Below are 19,882 nucleotides of genomic sequence, written 5' to 3'. Positions count from 1 at the left end.
GTCTACATTACGTTTTTAATTTAATTCTTTTGCGATCAAATTATTATTTTCAATATTTATTTTTTTAAACTTAATACTATTGCCAAACTGAGTTTTATTGACAATCTCTTTTATACTATTTATTACTTTTATTTCTGTGTTATAACCAAAAGTAATCGATTTTATAGTTTTCTCTCTAAGTTTAATAACTTTACGACCGCCTAACGACAAAATAAATCTATATTCATTTTCATGTTGCCAAAACTCATTTTTAGTAAAATATTTTCCTGTTACTTTTAATTCAGTTTTGTTATCAAATAGAGAAGATTTAATTTGATTCAATTCGCTAGAACTACAATACTGAACTTTTCTTCCCCATAATCTTTTTGTATATACATTCTGAACAAAAAACACTCTTTCTTCAACAGTACGATCTAGTAAAACTTTATTGTTTTTTATCGATTTACTCACTTCAGTTTTATCACAAAATATCTCTTTTGCAAATTGCGTTCTTTTTGGCTTAGTACTAATATCACGATCACTCTCATTATATTTTTTCTCAATTAGCAAATTAGTTAAATCTGGACTCATTTTCGATACTAAATCTGTTACAATATCAAAAACTAAATTTCTTGTATCATACTCGATGCAAATCCCTGTATTGTCAGCATAATAACCCCACATAGTAGCATTTGTATTATTATCTGTAAAACAAAGAATCCCTGTATTTTCTAACTGTTTTTTTCTTAAATTTTTTATTATTTCTTTATTACCATTTTTTATTTCATCAAAATTCCGAATATATTCATCTATCAAATTTATTCCAGTTTCTTCAATTTCTTTATAAAATAGTTCTCTCAATTTTAATCTAAATCTATTAGTATCTATATCGTTGTTATTATAATTAGATTCCAATTGGGAGTCTAAAATATCATTAAAATCTAGAGGACTTGAAAAATAAACTTCTCCTTGTAGTTTATCTTGAAGTCTTTTTTCTTTCTTTTGTTTACAACTTTCACATTCTGAACAATTTCTACAATCCACTCCAGAATCTATTTTTGAATATTTATAAAATGATGAGCCTAAATTTTCTTCAACATCATCTTTTGAAAATTCTATTTTATTCATTATTTACCCCATCTCAGTGTTTTTTTGAATCCTTAAAATAAAACTTTCCTAGTATTTCTAATTATTTTTAACCTACTAACCCTTCCAATGACTCTTTTTTATATTATTGCGGGTAATATACTACAATTACTAATAGTTGACTGGTAGTATTATCTATAGATAATATCTATAAATATTACTTGATATCTACTTAAACGTACCCACTATCGTATCCAATAAAACAGATAGAGAAGTTATTTGAAGGATTAATGTGAACATTATTAGTGATGAATTTAAAATAACTCCGAAATTTATAGTGATAAATAACAATCAATATCAATCGATTACTCTTAGAGTATTTCTCTTTTTAATTGTTCAATTTCTAAAGGAGAAAGAATAGTTGATAAATTTTCATGGTTTGCTAATTTTTTTTGAGACTCCGGACCCATATATTTCAATAAATTTATTGGCACTTTGCTAACAAAATAATCTTCTACGATTTTAGAATTATCTAATAATAGGAAGAATAAATTAATTAATAATTCTTTTCTAAAATCTTCTTTTTGCTCTTCCATAATATTTGGCAATAAACCAATACTTATTTTACTTGGATAATCTTTAACAAATTGTTCAAAAATCATATGAATTAGATTTAATTTATCTAACTTAGATTCACTATCACCAATTAAGTGAAAAATGCTAGCTCCATATTTACCTTCCTCATCTCTTATTAAAATTTCCTCTAACCATTGTTTTTCATAAGGAAAATCAAGCTCACTTTTCAAAATAAATGACAATAAACTAGAGAAATTTATTTGAGTCCAATTAACACTATTTTCCTTTGGATTAATCGTATGAAGTGATAAACGAAATAAATTATTTTGATTAAAATTACTAACATATCCTTTACTTAAAATATCTTTACCTACACTTTCAAATTTTGATATATCCTCTTCTCGGAAACCTATTAAGGAATAAGAGTATCCTTCAAATGTATTAATTGTAATCTCTTTCACATCTAAATTATCAATTACTTCATACAAAGCACCTCTATAAAACTCTTTAAAAGCGCTCGCTTCAATAGTGTTAATTACTCTTTCAAAATCATCTATTTTAGAGTTATCTTTCTTCACAATTTCAATTACAATCTTTAGATATCTCCCTAATTCTGTATTAATAAAATCATTAACTTCTAGCAATTTAGGTCTTTCTTTATCAATATATATATAACTTGAGTCCAATCTGTTTACGTTTACTTCTAACAATTTGCTGATAAGATAACTATCTAACGGTTTATTATTAATATAGTATTCAAAAAGTTTTTCTATTTCAAAACTAAATGAGTTTAAATTAAATTCATTTTCTACAATTTTTAACGCACTTTCTTTAATTCCATCATCTAATTCTTCGTCAATCAATATACCTACAAACAGTTTTTCATATTTTTCGTATAAAAAAATCCCTTTAGATTCAAGCAATTTCTTGATTTTTTCAGATGCTTGATCTTGCATTTTTAATGTTTCAATAAGAAAATTAGATGTGGCAGAAAAGGTTTTTTCTACAAGAAAATCTTTTTCAAAATCTCGTTCTTTTTTATCTTCTCGTAGTAAAATTTTTAATATTGATTCTATATTATTAATAATAATTTCATTACTATTAATAAATGATTTCTCTCTTACTGCACCACCCTTAATTTCACCAAACCCATCTTTATAATCAGGTAGTGGTTCTTTATCTAGACTAGAAATTTTCGAACCAAATTTACTTATAAACATATTCAATTCAGTTCCAAAGATTGAATCTTTAAAATCAATGGTTTTAATTAATATTTCAATAATAGACTCCTCAATACAATTAATATTAGCTATATTTACCAATATTCTTTGAAATAATCTGGATTTTAACAGTTCACTAGGAAAGTTTTTCAAAATCATTTCATTTTCTAAAAACATTGTTTTATTTAACATCGATTCATAAATTATTTTTATTAAATCATCTGAGATAAGACTCTTAAATGAAGAATAACGGTACATTACCTCATCAGATGTAGCTTCAACAATAGTTGAAATCATTTCATTCTTTAAATTTACAGAGAAAGGTTCATCCCTATTCAGATAAATGTTTCTAGATAATAAATGACCTTTACTTAGTTGATTCACTAACCAACATCCCATTATATCAGGATCTTCAGAGAACCTAGTCCACGTGATATCTTCAGTTTTAGATAGATTTTTTCTAATATTTTCTATATCTAGAGCATCTGTTTTCTTACTTATTTTTTCAAAAACATCAAAAACTTCGGTCCAATAAATATATAAATTTTGTTCCTGAAAAATTCTAATTATTTTAGCTAAACTATCATCATTTAAATCTTCTACTTTTTTAAGCATTTCCCAGAAACTACTAATATTGATTATTTTTTCTATTAATATTTCACTATCTAATGAATTTTTTAAAATCTTCTTTTGGAGCTCACAGTCTTCGGTCTTAAACATATCAAACAGAAACTTCGCATTATTAGCGTATTTTTCAAAAATTTTTCTATACTCAGTATCATTTAACGAAACACTATGCAAACTACTCCAATCATCTAAACTATCAGGAACTCTACGAATTTTTTGAACCTCTTTAACAATTTCAGTTACTTTAATAGGTAGTTCTTCATAAGTATCTCCATACCAAAATATTTTAGTCGTATTATTTTTTTGATATGTTTGATTGTAAATATCTCTAAATTCACTGGTTTCATTATAATTTGCTTTCATTAACGCAAAATTTTTTGTGGTTGATGGAAGTAAAGATAAAATCTCTTCCTCTTCCATACTGCTACCTAGAAATAAAACAACGGGCTCTTTATCTGCAAACCAACTACTTAATTTTATAAAATCTTCCGACTTCTTTAGATATTGCCGTGAATAATCCATAGTTGAATTAATAAAGTATTCCCAGCTTCCTTCTGTAGTTCCATGCAGATGTAATACATCACCTGGTCGAAGTTCATTTCCTGTATTTACAAATTCATTAATATTATTTATTGGTTTAAAAGAACCTTTTTGTTTTGATCTTTTCAAATGTTTTTCGATTTCAAAGTCATAATTCGATGTAATAAAAATTGGATCTAGTTTGACTAATTCTGTTAAAATTGGATTCTCTATATAATCTGGTAAAACATTATTAAAAAAATATTCTTCAAAATTTAATTTAACTTTTTCAAATTTATCTCCTAATAATTTTTCTAAAAGTGTATGTAATAAATCAATTTTTTTTTTATTAGTATTATTAGACTTCAAGATTTGATCAAATTGAGAAAGTAATTTATTAGTAATTTTTCCATCTGTTTCTGAATGCTGTTGTATATTAAATTGCCAGTAGTGAATTAATTTTTCGACATACCCATTCCAGTTTGGATAGCCTTGAGATAATGATATGCCTGCTCCAACAAAAACAACTAAATTAAAGTCATTCACCGCTTCAGCAAGGCTTTGTACTATCTCTTCGAATTCTTGATCTGTATAATATTTTCCCATCACTATATTCTCCCTCTTTTTATCCTTACAACAATAATATCTATAATCTGTTTAATGATTTTAACTTTATAAATTCATTTATTTTTATTTCTTTATTATATCTTACATAAGAAAAAGAAGTAAGGCTTATTTAAACCTTACTTCTTCTCTTATTATGTCACGTTTTCTTCATCTTTGGAAAACAAACTATATTTCACTCCATTTTGAGGGTATCGTACCTTGGTAAACTATTATTCCAATATCTTGATTGTTTCCACGACAATATTTCTGATGAATCGATACCACATACTGGGCAACGTTCATTATTTTTTCTAAATTGCCCAACCGTAAATGCTTCATAACATTTATTACAATGAATAAATGTTGTATCTCCTGCTAATGATAAATTGAAATTAAAAATATCTTCTTTCATATTAATCCAACTTTCTTATTTTCTGGGAGACTGTAGGGAGCTTGCTTCCTCAGAGAGCAGCGTCTCACCATATACTTTCCAGTAAAGTAGCCCGCGTAGCGGACTGGAAAGTACATGGGTAGCTCGCGTAAGGGCTTAATTCTCCTACTTTCCATTCATTCTCTTCCTACATTTGAACTGGAAAGAACAATTTAGTAATCCATTTCAAAACCTTGTTGTCGTTGTTGCTGATTATTAATAACTCGTTGTGTAGATTCGTAATCGTTTTTTGCCCTATGCATCTTCAAATCGTCCTTCATTACACGATTTATTTGATAATGAAGTTCTTTGGCTGATGGTGTATGTGGGGCATTCATAATCCCATTTTCTGAATGGTATATTTGCTTTTCATCATTTTTAGTTATCTGTATTTTTTGATTTTTTTTTACTCCTTAATGTCAGAGATTCGACATACGTATGTAGTTTAATTTCATATTCATTATCCTCTTTGAGATAAACAGTTGAATCAAAATAATCGTCTACAACAGTTAAAAAATCTGAATAAGACAAAAAGGAATTACTCCCCCTCGGATGCTTAAACTGTCCTTTAACCGAATTAGAAATCTCTACAAAGGGAATATCTAGCTCTCCTTTTTCAAAATTCACACCACTTACTAAAGCTAACGCTTTTTTATTATCTATATCAGGATTGAAGATATTATCATGATGAAATTGACTCAAAAGAATAATCTATTCCTAGTTTTCTCGCGCTAAATGTTCGTTCAATATATTGCTCTTGTTCTTTTCTAGACTTTTTATTTTTCCCTAGTAGAATAAATGCTTCTCGATTATCATATTATTTAACTTTTCATAATAAGAATTATCGATAGGATTTAAATCACTTTCAAGTAACGTTTCATCATTAATGTTTCGCATACATTCTAAATCTTTCGGGTCAATACGAATTCTCTTTCCCCTTTTTAAATCTATATTATTAATAACTAAATGACTATGAAAGTGTTCCTTGTCATTATAACTTGCGATAAGGACTTAGCAATTTGGAAAAGATTTTTCTGAAAACTGAACAGTAATAGTGCGCATTTCTTCATAGGTAAGTTCATTTGATGTCTGTTTATCAAATAAATGAACATTGGATAAGATTATGTCCTATCTTTGGATTGATCCTTCTTCGTATGTGTCCTATTCATTTGAATAAGTGCTCCTCAATCTCACCATGATAATTTACCTCCGTCATTGCCACACATTTTTATTTTCCAGATGGACTAAGACATAAAAAAAAGCTCAAAACATTGAATTAACAACGTTTTGAGCTTAAATATTATGACTAGCCAACTGACCCTTCCATATTGGAATCGAGTTTTCAACCAGTATCATTCATTGTCAAAACAAGGAATGAAAGCCACTAATCATAGTTCAATTAATCAATAGTTATCAATGTTTATCAAATTAAGATGGTCAAAATCTGGTCAATTAGATATTCTTATTGGGAGCAAAAAAATATTGAGAGGTTTACTCTCTCAATATTTTTATTTAATTATAAATAAACTACAAATCAAAAATTTATTGTGTATGCACATTTTCCATCCAAGAACCTAGAGGTGATTTTTTATAATTTAATCGAATAATAGACAGCCTCTCTGGTTCAATAGATTTATTATTTAATAAAGTTTCAATATAATCCTTTACTTTATTAATATAACCGTTCTCTATAGAATTGATATAGCTAACATAACCTAATATAACCTCACAAGAGCTATAGTCATTAAAAACTATAGTATTATATATTTTAGAACGTAGTTCTCTTTTTAAAATTCGAGGAACTAGTACCTTATTATTATGTATAGTAAGTCCTGTGACTAATTTTTTTTGAAATGAATACCTAGTTTTTCTTGGATTAATTTCAAATCCCTCATCGCTAATAATCTGTTCTAAATAAACGCGAGCTTTTTTCAAGTCATTTTTATTGTCAGAAGATAGCGTAATATCATCTGCGTATCTAGAATAAACTATTTCTCTTTTTTGACAAAGTCCCATAATTCTTCTATCCATTCTGAAACAAACAAGGTGAGATAAATAGGGAGATGTAACGCCTCCCTGCGGAAGGTAACCATCCAAACAACAAAGTCTCGCTAACGTTAAACTAACCTCTTTATTATATCCTATCTTCAAAAAAATACTATAGACTCTCTTAAAATCTACGTTTGTAAAAAAGTTGATAATATCTGTCTGAAAAAGATATAAGTTATTGCTATGTATTTCGGCATTTTGTTTTGTAGGTGATTTTTTCCCTTTGAGAAAACCATAAGAAGGAGTATCAACTTTTATTTTATATAATATAGTCTCTAGTATCCATCTCTGGACCATTTTAAGTCCAGAAAAAGGAGCATTTATTATCCTTATACTTTTATCCGTTTTAGGTATTTCGAATGTATGATAAAACGACGATGTGTAATTAGTATACTCATATATTCTTCGAGACGAAATTCCAATTTGCCTTGAAATATCGCTAATGTTCGTCATAACAGGTAAGCCGTTTATCCCCAATAAAAAAGGTCGGCTATTAACATTGTTCATAATAATCTCCTCTCATTACCAAAAATAGCTTTTAAAGTCTTTTCCACGAGTTACTACTTTGTAGTGAGTTGGGGGAAAGACTTTAACATTCGAATTGCGTGTATTCCACTGACAGCGACGAAACATCGCTAGTATACCCAATTGGGAGATATCTAACAAGAGGATTTTATTATGAATAATATCTATTCCTCATTATATCAAATTTTAATTCATCATACAATCTTGCATCAGTATGAATTCGTAACCGTTTTTTATTTCCGAAATCACTAAGTGTCTCTACCCCTAGTATATTTCTAATATCCACAATCCCTTTTAAAGATAATGAATAAGTATGATTTGCATTTTTTATTATTTGTTTTTCCTTAAATAATAGTTTTAGTGATGCCTTTAAAAGAATATCCACAGAATATTCTAGTTTGATATTTGAAAAGTTCAAAGCAAATTCCACATATTTTTTTAGCGTACTGAAGCTTACTCTCTCATAAAAATAAAGAACTAGAAGAACATAGTAACTCATGCCTACAATGGTATCCAATTTCAAACCACTAAACCATAATTTTTGACGTCTATATTTTATAAGGTTTAATAACTCATTACCAATTTTTTCAACTTCATCTACTTTATAAAAAATAACACTATCTTTATTGTGTTTTTGTAACATATCTATTGGTCCAAGCATTAAAAAACTTTTAGTTCTTTGATATTTTTTTTCAACCAAGGCTACTACTTTTTCCTTTGTAACTTCATTATTTACAAATGCTCCTAATTCAACAAAAGAACCTACGCTTTCGGCTATAATGCAAACCACATCACTATTATGAACTAAAAAGTTTTCTAAATCTAACATATTTTGCTTCTTATCAGTGTTCATCAAACTAATGAATAACTCTTCTGGATAAAAAACTCTGACATTACTATTCTTTTTAGATGCTAAATAATCATTTAGCTTATCTCTAAAGGATATATTATTTTTGTATGATGCTCCGCCACATAAAAAAATATTTGTCATATTTTCAGCTAAATTCTCAAAAATTTCTATAATTTTAATAAGTTGATATTTAGTAGAATTTCTTAAAATAATTTTCTCAGACATACTTCCCTCCAAATATACTAAACAATATCTAACAGTTGCTTTACTGTTTCCTGTAGTTCAAAATGCTCTTTCCCTGTTTCATCTTGATATCTCTCTCGTTCCTGTATTAGCGCAAATGTCATATCTGTCCATCTTTTAGATATTATTCTCTTTTCAATTTCTTTCTTCACATCGTTATAATCGGAAATAACATATTCTTCTGCAAATAGTGATGGGTGTAGATAATTTTCAATTTCTCTTTTCTGGGTTGTTATTGCAGTAGCACCTTCACTTCTATATTGTGATACTATATTCATATTGGAAGTTTCTGCATCCTCAGACTCTTTGTCTGAGTCCATAAAAATCGCCCATGGTACACTAAACTGCTGTACAACCTGCATAGTCACCCATAGTTTTAGGTTTTTACATCCCCCAGTAGGCAATATAGCTATATCTTTATCTTCAAAAGTTGCAGTAACAACTTCAGCATCCTTAAACACTTCAGATAGATGTCTTAAAAAAATCAAATCATCTCTTCCCTCAACTAAAATTATAGCTTTAGTTTTAGATGGAATATTTTCTGAATAAACCCCTAGAGTTTCCGCAATTTCAATATAGACTTCTGGACTTCCTTCAAGGATTACTGGTTCTCCATCTTTTTTATCTATTAATCTTAAACTTTCCAAAGGTAATAGTTCCCCTAACGCAGGTGTGTGTGTTGTTAATAAAACTTGACAATTGTCAGAGCGTGAGAGTTTTATAAAGGATTGTATAAGCATTTTTTGGTGTGAAGGATGTTGAGATGTTTCTGGTTCTTCAAAAGCATATATTATATTTTCTTTTTCTCCATTTTCTTTTAGACGTCTCTCTGCTTCAGCTCTAAAAAAATTCAATAGTATGAGCCGTCTAACCCCACTTCCTCTTTTATTAATTGAAATACCTTCATCAGAATCAATCGATACACTAAATAGTTTATTAAAATTGGGTTCAGCTTTAAATCTAGGTGTTAAAGAATTAGCTAATTCGCTATTCATTTCTTTTAATTTTTCAAGTGTTCTATTAGCCGTTTCTATTGTTTTAACTTGTACCTCTTTTTTTATTTTATCTATTTCCTCTTCAAGACCTTTAATAGCTTGAGAAACAGCAATGTTCATGGGGTCTGATACTTCTCTATCTGAATCTAAACTGCTTCTATCCGATTGAAATAAAGCAAACATCGGAAGGTATTTTTCTATCTCTGTGTAAACTCTTTTTGAATCTTCTTTATCAACGTTTATCTCTTGTAAAGATAACTCTAAATTATTACAATTTTTATAAATTGCTTTACGCATACTCACATTATTATTAGCAGAATAGTATTCATCAGGTATATTTAACAGTTGAGCTCTCTTTTTCAAATCAGCTTTCTTTAATAACAATAAATCATTATAATTTTCATTTACAGGATGCTCACAAATGACTACTGTTACTGGCTTCGGCTTTTGACTAGAGCACTTAAATATCTTTTTTATTTCTAAAAGTCCTTCTTTATTAAGAAGAAATTCATCCTTTAAAGAAGTTTCTGAACTAGTGTCTATAGTTAAAACTTTAGGAAGGTCAGAAAAAACACAACTTATTTCAATAGAATCTTCCTTACTATTAATGGACAAATCATCTTTTTCACAAACCGCAATTTTATTGTTAAAAAAAATTTCCAAAGCCTCTAAAATAGTTGATTTTCCTGCATCATTTTTTCCAATTAAAGCTGTTAAATCATGAACTTTTAAAACTGTTAAATTTTTATAACCTCTAAATCTTTTTATTTTTATTTCTTCTAATCTCATTTTCCCCCTCCAATTTCTATACGGTTTGATTATTAAGCAACTTCTTTTGATTGATTAAGAAATATAATTTTGTTCTCACTTAACATGATACCTTATTTTCTATAAATTAGTAAGATTCTAATATTAGATACTTTTCACAAATATACTGTATCGTTCAGTTTAATATCTGAAACTTTTGTAGGTCTGTTTCAGATACATTATCTCCCACTACTTTGTGGAACATTTCAACGATTTCAAACCGAAAAATATATTTTGTTTCACCTGTATCTGAAACGCTAAAACACTGTTGTATCAACATCTCTATCTCGTTATTTCAGATAGGTTTCAGATACCAAAATTCTTTATCCTTTTACAAAACACAAAAAAAGAGTACCCCATGTGAGCTCTGTATGCTCATATAAAGGTACCCTCTATTGGGGCAAAAAACAACGGGGTGGGGTCATCCATCCTATTATTACAGGTATTATAAACTGAATGTAATGGCTCAATTTTGAGCTGTTATAACAATCTCTCCATCTCCTCCACGACTCCAAATACTCACTGGTTTCCCACCTGTTTGTAGACTCACTTCTTTAGCTACATCAAGAAAATTAGTGTAATACTCCTCGTTTCCTTGCCCTGAGATATACAATTGCAAATTCTGAATCGTGGCTGACATTGCAGGAATTAGATTAATTGTTGTCCCATCGTCTTCTATAGAACAGCCTAACCATTGTGCTTTCTCTTGAATAAAATTAGTTATATCTAAGTCTTTATAAGCTATTGTTCCCAGATAGATTTGTTCTGGCTTCTCTTTGGTTGCCGTACTCTCTAGACGTGCCTCATTGCCTCTCATAAGGTCTTTGAACCCATCTCTAAGCTCCTTATTGTCCGTCTCTTTAAAGTATAGGTAATTATTCTCGTTACCTTGGTTCTGTGACGTGACAAGCACCTTGGGCTCCCCTGAAACTATCGTAAAGAAATATACATGCTTCTCTAGGTATGGTTGAGTGTCCGCATCTGAGAAAACAGCTACCAAGGCGTATCCGTCTCCTTCTCCATCCTCAGACCAAGCAATTTCAATCGGAACATCATCTACAACTGCTTGCCAGCCACCTTCTTCTAAAACTCTTTTTGGTAATTGCAAATCATAGAGGCTGACATTATTCTCAGGTGTATACTCCCTGTAATTCTGCTTCATTGTTTTGCCCCATTCAATTACAAATTGATTGAGTTTTCTTGCCTTTTCTGAGTTCCATAGCACCTCAGAGTTACTGTCTTGAGATGAGTTATCTGTTTCAGATGGATTTATTTTATTTACCTGCGAGTTTGTAACGGAAGTCTCTTCACTTGCTATTGGCTTTTGTTCTGTTCTTTTTTCCTTCTTGCTACATCCCGACAACATCAGGCTACACACAACCAAAAGAGCAATTGTCAGCTTTTTCATAATGCTCTCCTCCAGATTAATAATAGGCTTTAATGTTATCATTTAAAACGTGTCTTATCTAGTCTCTACTTTCTTTTTTATACAAGTATAGAAATAGCCCAATAGGTATTAATAACATAATCCATGAGCCACCCGAGCCTTCTACACGACTCAGCGGACTGTCTGACTTATCTATAGGATATAACTGCGCATCTGACAGCCTCCCTTCCATATTTGTAAGCATATTTAAGAATGGATTGTCCTTATCATCATTTATCAAACTAACTTTAACAAAAGAATCTGTTTTATTGTCCATCCCCTTAATATGTCTAGCTAGCTCTTTCCCTGAAATTGCCATAGTATCACGGCCAGCAAAATCTTCAATCTTATATTTATATTTAGTAGCTCTCTTGTCTTCTAACATAATAATGTGGTCTTTAGTTACATGAATATCAAAGGTAACCCCGTCTCGATTATCTACTCCTGTCCAGTACCCATAAGCGGACTTATTTTTATTAATACAGCCAGACACAGAAAGTAGTAACAGCACTAATAATAGCCCCTTTATCCATACTTTATTATTACGCAAACTTCCTCTCACCTCTCGTTTTTTAGTACCCAACAGAAGCACCTATAAGAAAGCCTAAAATGGCTCCTGCTACTCCTGCAATCATTAAGATAGTTCCGTGCTTCTCATCATAACTACGGTACAAGTACCCCATAATAACTGCTATAGCCCCAAATAGGACAGGTATAAACAACAAAGAAATGACCATAGATACCCAACCAATGACCATATAGAGCTTACCTGACTCCTGACTGCTTTCCATTGTTAATTTGTACTCTAGCCTCGTTAACAAACTTTTCTACACTATCAGAAGCCTGAGATATATTAAAATTAGATTCCTTTCCTTGAGATGCTCCGCAAGATGGGCAAAACTTTGCTGATTCTTCTATTTTAGTTCCGCATTTACTACAATACATGTTTTTCTTCCTCCTCGTTTACATTAAATAACTTCATAAAATAATTCGTCCATAGTGACTTCTAGCATCTCTGCCAGTTGTTTCATTTGATAGGGCTTAGGAACAGTTCTCCCTACTTCCGATTGCTGAGTAACAGACATCTCCTCAGCAGCAATATCTGTTAGATTTGCTAAAAATCAGATACTACCTGAGTTTGGTAAATTGAAGTTAACGGATATCTCTGTCCCATATTGCCAAAAAGTCTTAAGCAAATGGCACGCAAAGTATAAGATGTGGGATTCTATTCGAAAACAGACTGGACAAATTTTAGCTTATGGCGTTTCTATGGAATATATTGATAGCAACCCTATGAGAAAAACAATCCGTCCTAAACACAAAGAGTATGAGGTAAAACGAAAGTTCTATACCAAAGATGAACTAAATACCTTATTAGATGCATTCAGGGACTTTGGAAACACTAAACAAAATGCTTTTTTTAGATTACTAGCATATACTGGGATGAGAAAAAGTGAAGTCCTTGCGTTACAATGGAAAGATATTGATATGTTTAATAAAGAACTACATGTTAACAAAACTGTAGCTATTGACGAACATAAAAACATCATAATCCAAACGCCTAAAACTAAAGCCTCAAGAAGAACGATTTCTCTTGATAAGGGGACTTTAGCAATCTTAAATGATTGGAAGATTCAACAGAGAACTGAGTATCTTAAACTAGGCTATAATACGAGCTCAGAAGAGCAACATGTTTTTACAACGCTAAAAAACACTCTGTACATTCCAAACACTGTGAATGATTGGTTAAGATATATTTTGAAAAAGTATAACTTACCTCGTATCACTCCTCATGGGTTCAGACATACACATGCTAGTTTGCTATTAGAAGCTGGAGAATCTGTCAAGGTGGTTCAGCAAAGATTAGGGCATGAAAATAGTAAAGTGATATTAGACATCTATGCACACATTACAAACAACGCACCTAAGAAAACAGGTCAAGACTTTGCTGATATGATGGCTCACCAGTAAAAAAGCTGGTCAAAAGCTGGTCAATTCTGATATTTAGGCACAATAAAAAAGCTAGAACCTATATGTATCAAGGGTTCTAGCTCATATTTAAAGATTATCCTACACTGCCTTCCATCTCGTACTGGATCAGTCTGTTCAACTCTACCGCATATTCCATCGGTAGTTCTTTTGTAAATGGCTCAACGAATCCCATAACGATCATTTCGGTCGCTTGAATTTCTGTTAGGCCACGGCTCATTAAGTAATATAATTGTTCTTCTGAAATTTTTGATACTTTCGCTTCGTGCTCTAACGCTACGTGGCTGTTGTGGATTTCGTTATATGGAATCGTGTCTGATTTTGACTCGTTGTCCATAATGATTGTGTCACACTCGATATGTGAAATCGAGCCGGCACTATTTTTACCGAATGTTACTTGTCCACGGTAGTTCACTTCACCACCGCTTTTCGCGATTGATTTTGAAATAATTGAGCTTGAAGTGTTTGGTGCGTTATGGATCATTTTGGCACCGGTATCTTGGATTTGTTTACCGTTTGCAAATGCGACGGATAACATGGTTCCACGTGCGCCTTCACCTTCTAGGAAAACACTTGGGTATTTCATGGTTGTTTTGGCACCTAAGTTTCCATCGATCCATTCAACGGTTGCGCCTGCTTCAGCACGGGCACGCTTGGTTACTAAGTTGTAGACGTTATCTGACCAGTTTTGGATGGTTGTATAACGGCAGTAAGCGTCTTTTAAGGTAAAGATTTCAACGATCGCAGCATGTAAGCTGTTTGTTGAATACGTTGGTGCGGTACAGCCTTCTACGTAGTGTACGCTTGCGCCTTCGTCAACAACGATTAGGGTACGCTCAAATTGTCCGGTTCCTTCTGCGTTAATACGGAAGTATGTTTGTAATGGCACGTCAACACGTACGCCTTTTGGTACGTAGATGAATGTACCACCTGACCAAACAGCCGAGTTTAAGGCAGCTAATTTGTTATCTGTTGGCGGAACCAATTTTGAGAAATATTGTTTAAAGATTTCTGGGTATTCTTTCAACGCAGAATCGGTATCAGTGAAGATGATGCCTAATTTTTGGAATTCTTCTTTCATGTTGTGGTAAACCACTTCTGATTCATACTGAGCAGAGGCGCCGGCTAAGTAAGCACGTTCTGCTTCTGGAATTCCGATACGTTCGAATGTTTCTTTAATTTTATCTGGTACGTCATCCCAGCTTCTTGCTGGTTTGTCGCTGGCTTTTTGGTAATATTTGATGGCATCAAAGTCCAAGTCATCTAAGCTTGGTCCCCATTTTTGCATCGGCATTTTGTGATAGGCTGCTAATGATTTTAAGCGGAAATCAAGCATCCATTCTGGTTCATCTTTTACGCGTGAGATTTCACGAACGACTTCTTCTGTTAAGCCTTCCCCTGTACTAAAAACAGGTTGGAAGTCATCATGGAAGCCATATTGATATTCTTCTAATTCTGGTACACCACTCATGTTTTCTCACTCCTACTCTTCGATATTTTCTTTATACTCTTTTAGTTCTGGATTGGCAATGATTTGATCGAGTGCTTTCCAGCCGAGTGTCGCACATTTAATTCGTGCAGGGAATTTTGCTACGCCACCTAACATGCTACCATCTTGTAATGGTTCGGCATCGACGTCTTTACCTTGAACGAGGTCTGAAAATAATTCAGACAGTTCGCTAGCTTCTGCTAAGGTTTTGCCAATCACGGCGTCGGTCATCATTGAAGCACTGGCTGTACTAATTGAACAGCCGTGGCCTGAAAAAGCAATTTTTTCGATGACGTTGTCTTTTAATTGGACTTCTAAGGTGATGACATCGCCACACGTTGGATTGTGTAATTCAACTTTTTGGCTGTCTTCCCCTAGTGTGCCGTGATGGTGTGGATGGCTTGAATGATCCAGTATCACTTGGCGGTATAAGTTATCTAGTCTAGATAGGGCCATGATTGAAAAACTCCTTCGTTGCATAAATGGCTTCGACCAATTTGTCGGCTTCTGCTTTTGTATTATAAAAGTAAAAACTCGCGCGGGCGGTCGATGAAACATCTAAATATTTTAATAATGGTTGTGCACAGTGGTGACCTGCTCGAACGGCAATTCCTTGCATGTCCATCGCGGTTGCGAGGTCATGCGGATGGACACCGTCAATGTTAAAAGCAATCACGGCTGTGCGTTTGTCTGGATCGGTTGGGCCATAAATTGTTAGGCCTTCAATCGCTTCAAGTTTTGGTAAAACGTAACGCACGATTTCAGCTTCGTATTCATGAATTTCATCCATACCGATCGTTTCCAAGTAATCGATGGCTGCCGCTAAACCAATGGCTCCCGCCATGTTGGGCGTACCAGCTTCGAATTTCCATGGTAATTCTGCCCACGTACTGTCTTGTAGGTGAACGAAATTAATCATTTCGCCACCGAATTCGATGGGCTCCATTTGTTCTAACCATTCACGTTTCCCGTAAAGGACACCGATTCCGGTTGGTCCACACATTTTATGGCCACTAAAGGCATAAAAATCACAGTCCAAATCTTGGACGTCAACTTTCATATGTGGCACGGATTGCGCACCATCAACCACCATGACTGCGCCTTTTTGATGGGCGTAAGCCGTTAATTCCTTAATTGGATTGACGACTCCTAGGACGTTTGAAACGTGAGTCAAAGCAACAATCGCTGTTTTATCGGTAATTTTTACTTTGGCATCAGCTAAATCAAGTTCACCTTCTGCCGTTAGTTCAATGTATTTCAGTGTCGCTTTTTTGGCTTTGGCTAATTGTTGCCAAGGGACAATATTCGCATGGTGTTCCATGTACGAGATGACGATTTCATCGCCTTCTTTGACTTTTAAATCACCAAAACTTTGTGCAACCCAGTTTAAACTCGTCGTTGCCCCGCGTGTAAATAGGACTTCGGCTGTTTCTTTGGCATTAATAAAACGACGAGTTGTTTCACGCGCGTTTTCGTATTGGGTTGTTGCACGTTCTGCCAGTGTATGGACACCGCGGTGAACGTTGGCATTGTTTTGATTGTAATAATCAGTGATGGCACGGGTTACGGCCGTTGGTTTTTGGGTCGTTGCTGCGTTGTCTAAATAAATTAGCGGCTCATCATTCACAATCTGATCTAATATCGGAAAATCTTGACGGAGCGTTTCGCTATTCATTAGTCATTCAGCTTCCCTTCTATCACGTCGATTAATTCTTGTTGGACACTCTTAACTGGAATCGCTGTAATAACCGATCCTAGGAACCCACGAATCACTAGACGTTCCGCATCTTCTTTACGTAATCCACGACTCATTAAGTAGTACATTTCATCTGGATCCACACGTCCTGAACTGGCTGCGTGTCCGGCTGTTACTTCATTTTCATCAATTAATAAAATTGGGTTGGCATCGCCACGTGCTTGGTCTGAAAGCATTAAGATACGGCTTTCTTGTTGGGCATCTGAGCCTTTAGCACCACGTAAAATGTGACCAATTCCGTTAAAAGTTAACGTGCCTTTTTCACGGATCACACCGTGTTGTAAAATGTGACCGATTGAATGCGGCGCACGGTTGGTTACGCGTGTATCGATTCCTTGTGTTTGACGACCGGCACTGATTGCAACAATTTTAACTTCAGAGTGTGAACCTTCGCCCACTAATTCTGAATCAAAATCTGCCACAATGTTACCATCGTTCATGACACCAATTGCCCAGTCGATTGAAGCGTCACGTAATAAGTAACCACGACGGTTGATATACGTTGAAATGTTTTCGCCTAATTGATCAATCGCAGCAAATTTCACTTTCGCACCTGCTTTAGCGATGACTTCAACAACGATATTACCTGAAAGTTTTTCTGTTGCTACGCCTTCTGATTTAAAGCGTTCTAAGTAGCTAAACTCACTGTTTTCTTCAGCGACGATTAAAATGTGTTTGTAGAAGTGGTGTCCTAACGCTTGGTTATGGTTGAAAATCGCTTCTAACGGTTTTTCAATCACGACATTTTTCGGTACATATAAGAACATCCCACTATTCATGAATGCTGCATGCGCTGCAGTCATCTTGTCTTCGTCCATCGGCACCGCTTTTGTCATGTAGTATTCTTTGACTAATTCTGGATGGTTCAACATCGCTGTAAATAAATCGGTAAAGATGACGCCTTGGTTCGATAACGTAATCGGTAATTGTTCAAAAATCGTCACGTCGTCTTGTTGCACCACCATTGGATGGTTATTCATATCATCAAACGCTGGCACCGCATTGATTTCAGCTGTTTCACCATCTAAAGCCGCTTCGCTAATGTTAAAAAGTGGCCAACGTTCGTATTTGACACGCTCGATCGTTGGGAAATCTAATGTTGCAGCTTTTTCTAAAGCTTGTTCTCGTAATTCCAGCATCCAAGTCGGTTCTTCTTTGATGGCCGAAAAAACTTTTACAGCGCCTAAATAGTCTTGTAAATTTTTCTTCATCAATAAAAACCTCCTCTTAAGCTTCTTCTTCTTTGTAATCGATACCTAGTTCTTGACTAATTCCAGCATAACCTTCTGCTTCTAAACGTTTCGCAAGATCAGCGCCACCAGTCATTACGACACGGCCGTCCATCATAATGTGAACCACATCTGGTGTGATGTAGTTTAATAGACGTTGGTAATGCGTAATAATTAATGAACCAAAATTGTCTCCGCGCATTTCGTTAATGCCTTTTGCAACAACTTTTAGTGCGTCGATATCTAGACCAGAATCAATCTCATCTAAAATCGCAAAAGTTGGTTCTAACATTAATAATTGTAAGATTTCGTTACGTTTTTTCTCTCCGCCTGAGAAGCCTTCGTTTAAGTAACGTTCAGCCATTTCTTCAGCCATGTTTAATAAAGCCATTTTTTCATCTAATTTTTTAATGAATTGCATCACTGAAATTTTATCGTTTTCGTCACGCTTGGCATTAATTGCTGCACGCATGAACTCCGCATTGGTAATTCCTGGGATTTCACTTGGGTATTGCATTGCTAAAAATAGACCTAAACGCGCGCGCTCATCTACTTCTAACTCTAATATATTTTCGCCATCTAAAAGGATTTCCCCTTCAGTCACTTCAAAGTTTGGATTGCCCATAATTGCTGCAGATAACGTTGATTTACCTGTTCCGTTTGGACCCATAATTGCGTGAATTTCTCCTGTGTTGATTGTTAAGTTCACGCCTTTTAAAATTTCTTTATCTTCAATTGACACGTGTAAGTTTTTGATTTCTAAAACGGACATGCAAATACCTCCAATAATTTTTTTCATTCTCATTCATTGTAGACTAATTGAGAATGAAACTCAAATATTGAAACTCAATAATTCAATTTATTGACCAAAGGTTTGAATTTTAGGTAAAATAAGGAAAGAAGGAAAAACGGAGGCGAACCTTATGAAATATCAACTTAAGCCTGTCACTCGTGAAAATTGGAAACAAGTCGCTCACTTAACCGTCGCTCCGCACCAAACGCATCTAATCGAAACCAATTGGGATTCTCTTTTAGAAGCTACTTATGTTAAAGAACATGACTGGCTGCCCATTGCTTTGTACGTTGATGGTCAACTCGTTGGCTTTTCAATGATTGGCTCTTCAGATAAAGAAAAACACTCGATTTGGCTCGATCGCTTTATGATTGATCAACAATACCAAAATCGTGGTTATGGACATGCTCTCTTTAAAACCGTTCTAAATTATTTACTACAACAGCACAAAGCTAAAAAAGTTTATTTACGCGTTCATCCTGAAAATAAAAAAGCCTATCCTTTTTATGAATCTTTTGGCTTTACCTTATTAAATGATTTCAATCCCGTCAATGGTGAAAAACGGATGATTTATACCGTTTAATACATTAATACAAAAAAATCACAAAATACCGAGAATTGAAGTGCTCCCTGTCAAGTAGACAGTGTTAAAAACAAAAACTAATATTTTAGATTACGCATTCTCTTA

15 protein-coding genes and 3 pseudogenes are annotated in these 19,882 nt (G+C 33.3%); 2 read left to right on the top strand and 16 right to left on the bottom strand.

Features of this window, described 5'->3' with window-relative positions:
* Positions 1–15: 15 nt before the first annotated feature.
* The 11 genes and pseudogenes from IEV09_RS11855 to IEV09_RS12870 form a co-directional block, all read right to left on the bottom strand.
* The gene (locus IEV09_RS11855; RefSeq protein ID WP_188368526.1) at positions 16–1,107 is read right to left on the bottom strand and encodes a DUF2971 domain-containing protein; all 1,092 of its coding nucleotides are present in this window, start codon (positions 1,105–1,107) and stop codon (positions 16–18) included.
* A 329-nt stretch (positions 1,108–1,436) separates the two neighbouring features.
* Positions 1,437–4,613: an SIR2 family protein gene (locus IEV09_RS11850; protein ID WP_188368525.1), complete on the bottom strand. Its 3,177-nt coding sequence runs from the start codon at positions 4,611–4,613 to the stop codon at positions 1,437–1,439.
* Between the two features lie 808 nt (positions 4,614–5,421).
* Positions 5,422–5,745 carry a hypothetical protein gene (locus IEV09_RS11845; protein ID WP_188368524.1) on the bottom strand — a complete coding sequence of 108 codons (324 nt, stop codon included), beginning with the start codon at positions 5,743–5,745 and terminating at the stop codon, positions 5,422–5,424.
* 84 nt (positions 5,746–5,829) lie between these two features.
* Positions 5,830–6,048 (bottom strand): relaxase/mobilization nuclease domain-containing protein, encoded by a 219-nt coding sequence (locus IEV09_RS12875; protein WP_188368552.1) that lies wholly within the window; start codon positions 6,046–6,048, stop codon positions 5,830–5,832.
* 537 nt (positions 6,049–6,585) lie between these two features.
* The gene (locus IEV09_RS11835; protein WP_188368523.1) at positions 6,586–7,599 is read right to left on the bottom strand and encodes a retron St85 family RNA-directed DNA polymerase; all 1,014 of its coding nucleotides are present in this window, start codon (positions 7,597–7,599) and stop codon (positions 6,586–6,588) included.
* Positions 7,600–7,768: 169 nt separating this feature from the next.
* On the bottom strand, positions 7,769–8,692 hold the full coding sequence (locus IEV09_RS11830; protein WP_188368522.1) for a retron St85 family effector protein: 924 nt from the start codon (positions 8,690–8,692) through the stop codon (positions 7,769–7,771).
* Between the two features lie 17 nt (positions 8,693–8,709).
* The gene (locus IEV09_RS11825) at positions 8,710–10,494 is read right to left on the bottom strand and encodes an AAA family ATPase (protein ID WP_188368521.1); all 1,785 of its coding nucleotides are present in this window, start codon (positions 10,492–10,494) and stop codon (positions 8,710–8,712) included.
* 484 nt (positions 10,495–10,978) lie between these two features.
* Complete coding sequence (locus IEV09_RS11820) at positions 10,979–11,920, bottom strand: DUF4767 domain-containing protein (protein WP_188368520.1); 942 nt, start codon at positions 11,918–11,920, stop codon at positions 10,979–10,981.
* A gap of 58 nt (positions 11,921–11,978) precedes the next feature.
* On the bottom strand, positions 11,979–12,488 hold the full coding sequence (locus IEV09_RS11815; RefSeq protein ID WP_188368519.1) for a hypothetical protein: 510 nt from the start codon (positions 12,486–12,488) through the stop codon (positions 11,979–11,981).
* A 22-nt stretch (positions 12,489–12,510) separates the two neighbouring features.
* Positions 12,511–12,883 (bottom strand): annotated as a pseudogene (locus IEV09_RS11810) (zinc-ribbon domain-containing protein).
* Positions 12,884–12,906: 23 nt separating this feature from the next.
* Positions 12,907–13,032 (bottom strand): annotated as a pseudogene (locus tag IEV09_RS12870) (helix-turn-helix transcriptional regulator); the annotation flags it as partial.
* On the opposite strand from IEV09_RS12870, the pseudogene IEV09_RS11805 reads away from it, so the two are divergent.
* A pseudogene (locus tag IEV09_RS11805) lies at positions 13,025–13,909 on the top strand (site-specific integrase); the annotation flags it as partial. The pseudogenes IEV09_RS12870 and IEV09_RS11805 overlap by 8 nt on opposite strands.
* Positions 13,910–14,003: 94 nt before the next feature.
* On the opposite strand, the gene sufB reads toward IEV09_RS11805, so the two are convergent.
* From sufB to sufC, 5 genes are read right to left on the bottom strand one after another with little or no spacing between them, the layout of a single operon-like run.
* Complete coding sequence (gene sufB, locus IEV09_RS11800) at positions 14,004–15,398, bottom strand: Fe-S cluster assembly protein SufB (RefSeq protein ID WP_188368518.1); 1,395 nt, start codon at positions 15,396–15,398, stop codon at positions 14,004–14,006.
* Positions 15,399–15,410: 12 nt separating this feature from the next.
* Entirely contained in the window at positions 15,411–15,872 is a 462-nt protein-coding gene (gene sufU, locus IEV09_RS11795; protein WP_188368517.1) for a Fe-S cluster assembly sulfur transfer protein SufU, read from the bottom strand.
* Positions 15,859–17,091 carry a cysteine desulfurase gene (locus IEV09_RS11790; protein WP_188368516.1) on the bottom strand — a complete coding sequence of 411 codons (1,233 nt, stop codon included), beginning with the start codon at positions 17,089–17,091 and terminating at the stop codon, positions 15,859–15,861. The genes sufU and IEV09_RS11790 overlap by 14 nt, the downstream gene beginning before the upstream one ends.
* On the bottom strand, positions 17,091–18,383 hold the full coding sequence (gene sufD / locus IEV09_RS11785; protein WP_188368515.1) for a Fe-S cluster assembly protein SufD: 1,293 nt from the start codon (positions 18,381–18,383) through the stop codon (positions 17,091–17,093). Before sufD ends, IEV09_RS11790 begins: the two co-directional genes overlap by 1 nt.
* Positions 18,384–18,399: 16 nt before the next feature.
* On the bottom strand, positions 18,400–19,173 hold the full coding sequence (gene sufC, locus IEV09_RS11780; protein WP_188368514.1) for a Fe-S cluster assembly ATPase SufC: 774 nt from the start codon (positions 19,171–19,173) through the stop codon (positions 18,400–18,402).
* Between the two features lie 151 nt (positions 19,174–19,324).
* On the opposite strand from sufC, the gene IEV09_RS11775 reads away from it, so the two are divergent.
* Positions 19,325–19,777: a GNAT family N-acetyltransferase gene (locus IEV09_RS11775; protein WP_188368513.1), complete on the top strand. Its 453-nt coding sequence runs from the start codon at positions 19,325–19,327 to the stop codon at positions 19,775–19,777.
* Positions 19,778–19,882: the final 105 nt, after the last annotated feature.

Origin of the sequence: Enterococcus alcedinis (assembly GCF_014635985.1) — a bacterium.
GTDB lineage: Bacteria > Bacillota > Bacilli > Lactobacillales > Enterococcaceae > Enterococcus_I > Enterococcus_I alcedinis.
The sequence above is the reverse complement of the archived record's forward strand: the minus strand, read 5'-3'. Positions and strand labels throughout refer to the sequence as shown.

Coding starts and splice junctions, on each gene's coding strand:
- IEV09_RS11790 (WP_188368516.1), bottom strand. CDS start 17,091: ATGAATAGCGAAACGCTCCGTCAAGATTTTCCGATATTAGATCAGATT.
- sufD (WP_188368515.1), bottom strand. CDS start 18,383: ATGAAGAAAAATTTACAAGACTATTTAGGCGCTGTAAAAGTTTTTTCG.
- IEV09_RS11850 (WP_188368525.1), bottom strand. CDS start 4,613: ATGGGAAAATATTATACAGATCAAGAATTCGAAGAGATAGTACAAAGC.
- IEV09_RS11855 (WP_188368526.1), bottom strand. CDS start 1,107: ATGAATAAAATAGAATTTTCAAAAGATGATGTTGAAGAAAATTTAGGC.
- IEV09_RS11775 (WP_188368513.1), top strand. CDS start 19,325: ATGAAATATCAACTTAAGCCTGTCACTCGTGAAAATTGGAAACAAGTC.
- IEV09_RS11835 (WP_188368523.1), bottom strand. CDS start 7,599: ATGAACAATGTTAATAGCCGACCTTTTTTATTGGGGATAAACGGCTTA.
- IEV09_RS11820 (WP_188368520.1), bottom strand. CDS start 11,920: ATGAAAAAGCTGACAATTGCTCTTTTGGTTGTGTGTAGCCTGATGTTG.
- IEV09_RS11830 (WP_188368522.1), bottom strand. CDS start 8,692: ATGTCTGAGAAAATTATTTTAAGAAATTCTACTAAATATCAACTTATT.
- IEV09_RS11825 (WP_188368521.1), bottom strand. CDS start 10,494: ATGAGATTAGAAGAAATAAAAATAAAAAGATTTAGAGGTTATAAAAAT.
- sufB (WP_188368518.1), bottom strand. CDS start 15,398: ATGAGTGGTGTACCAGAATTAGAAGAATATCAATATGGCTTCCATGAT.
- sufC (WP_188368514.1), bottom strand. CDS start 19,173: ATGTCCGTTTTAGAAATCAAAAACTTACACGTGTCAATTGAAGATAAA.
- sufU (WP_188368517.1), bottom strand. CDS start 15,872: ATGGCCCTATCTAGACTAGATAACTTATACCGCCAAGTGATACTGGAT.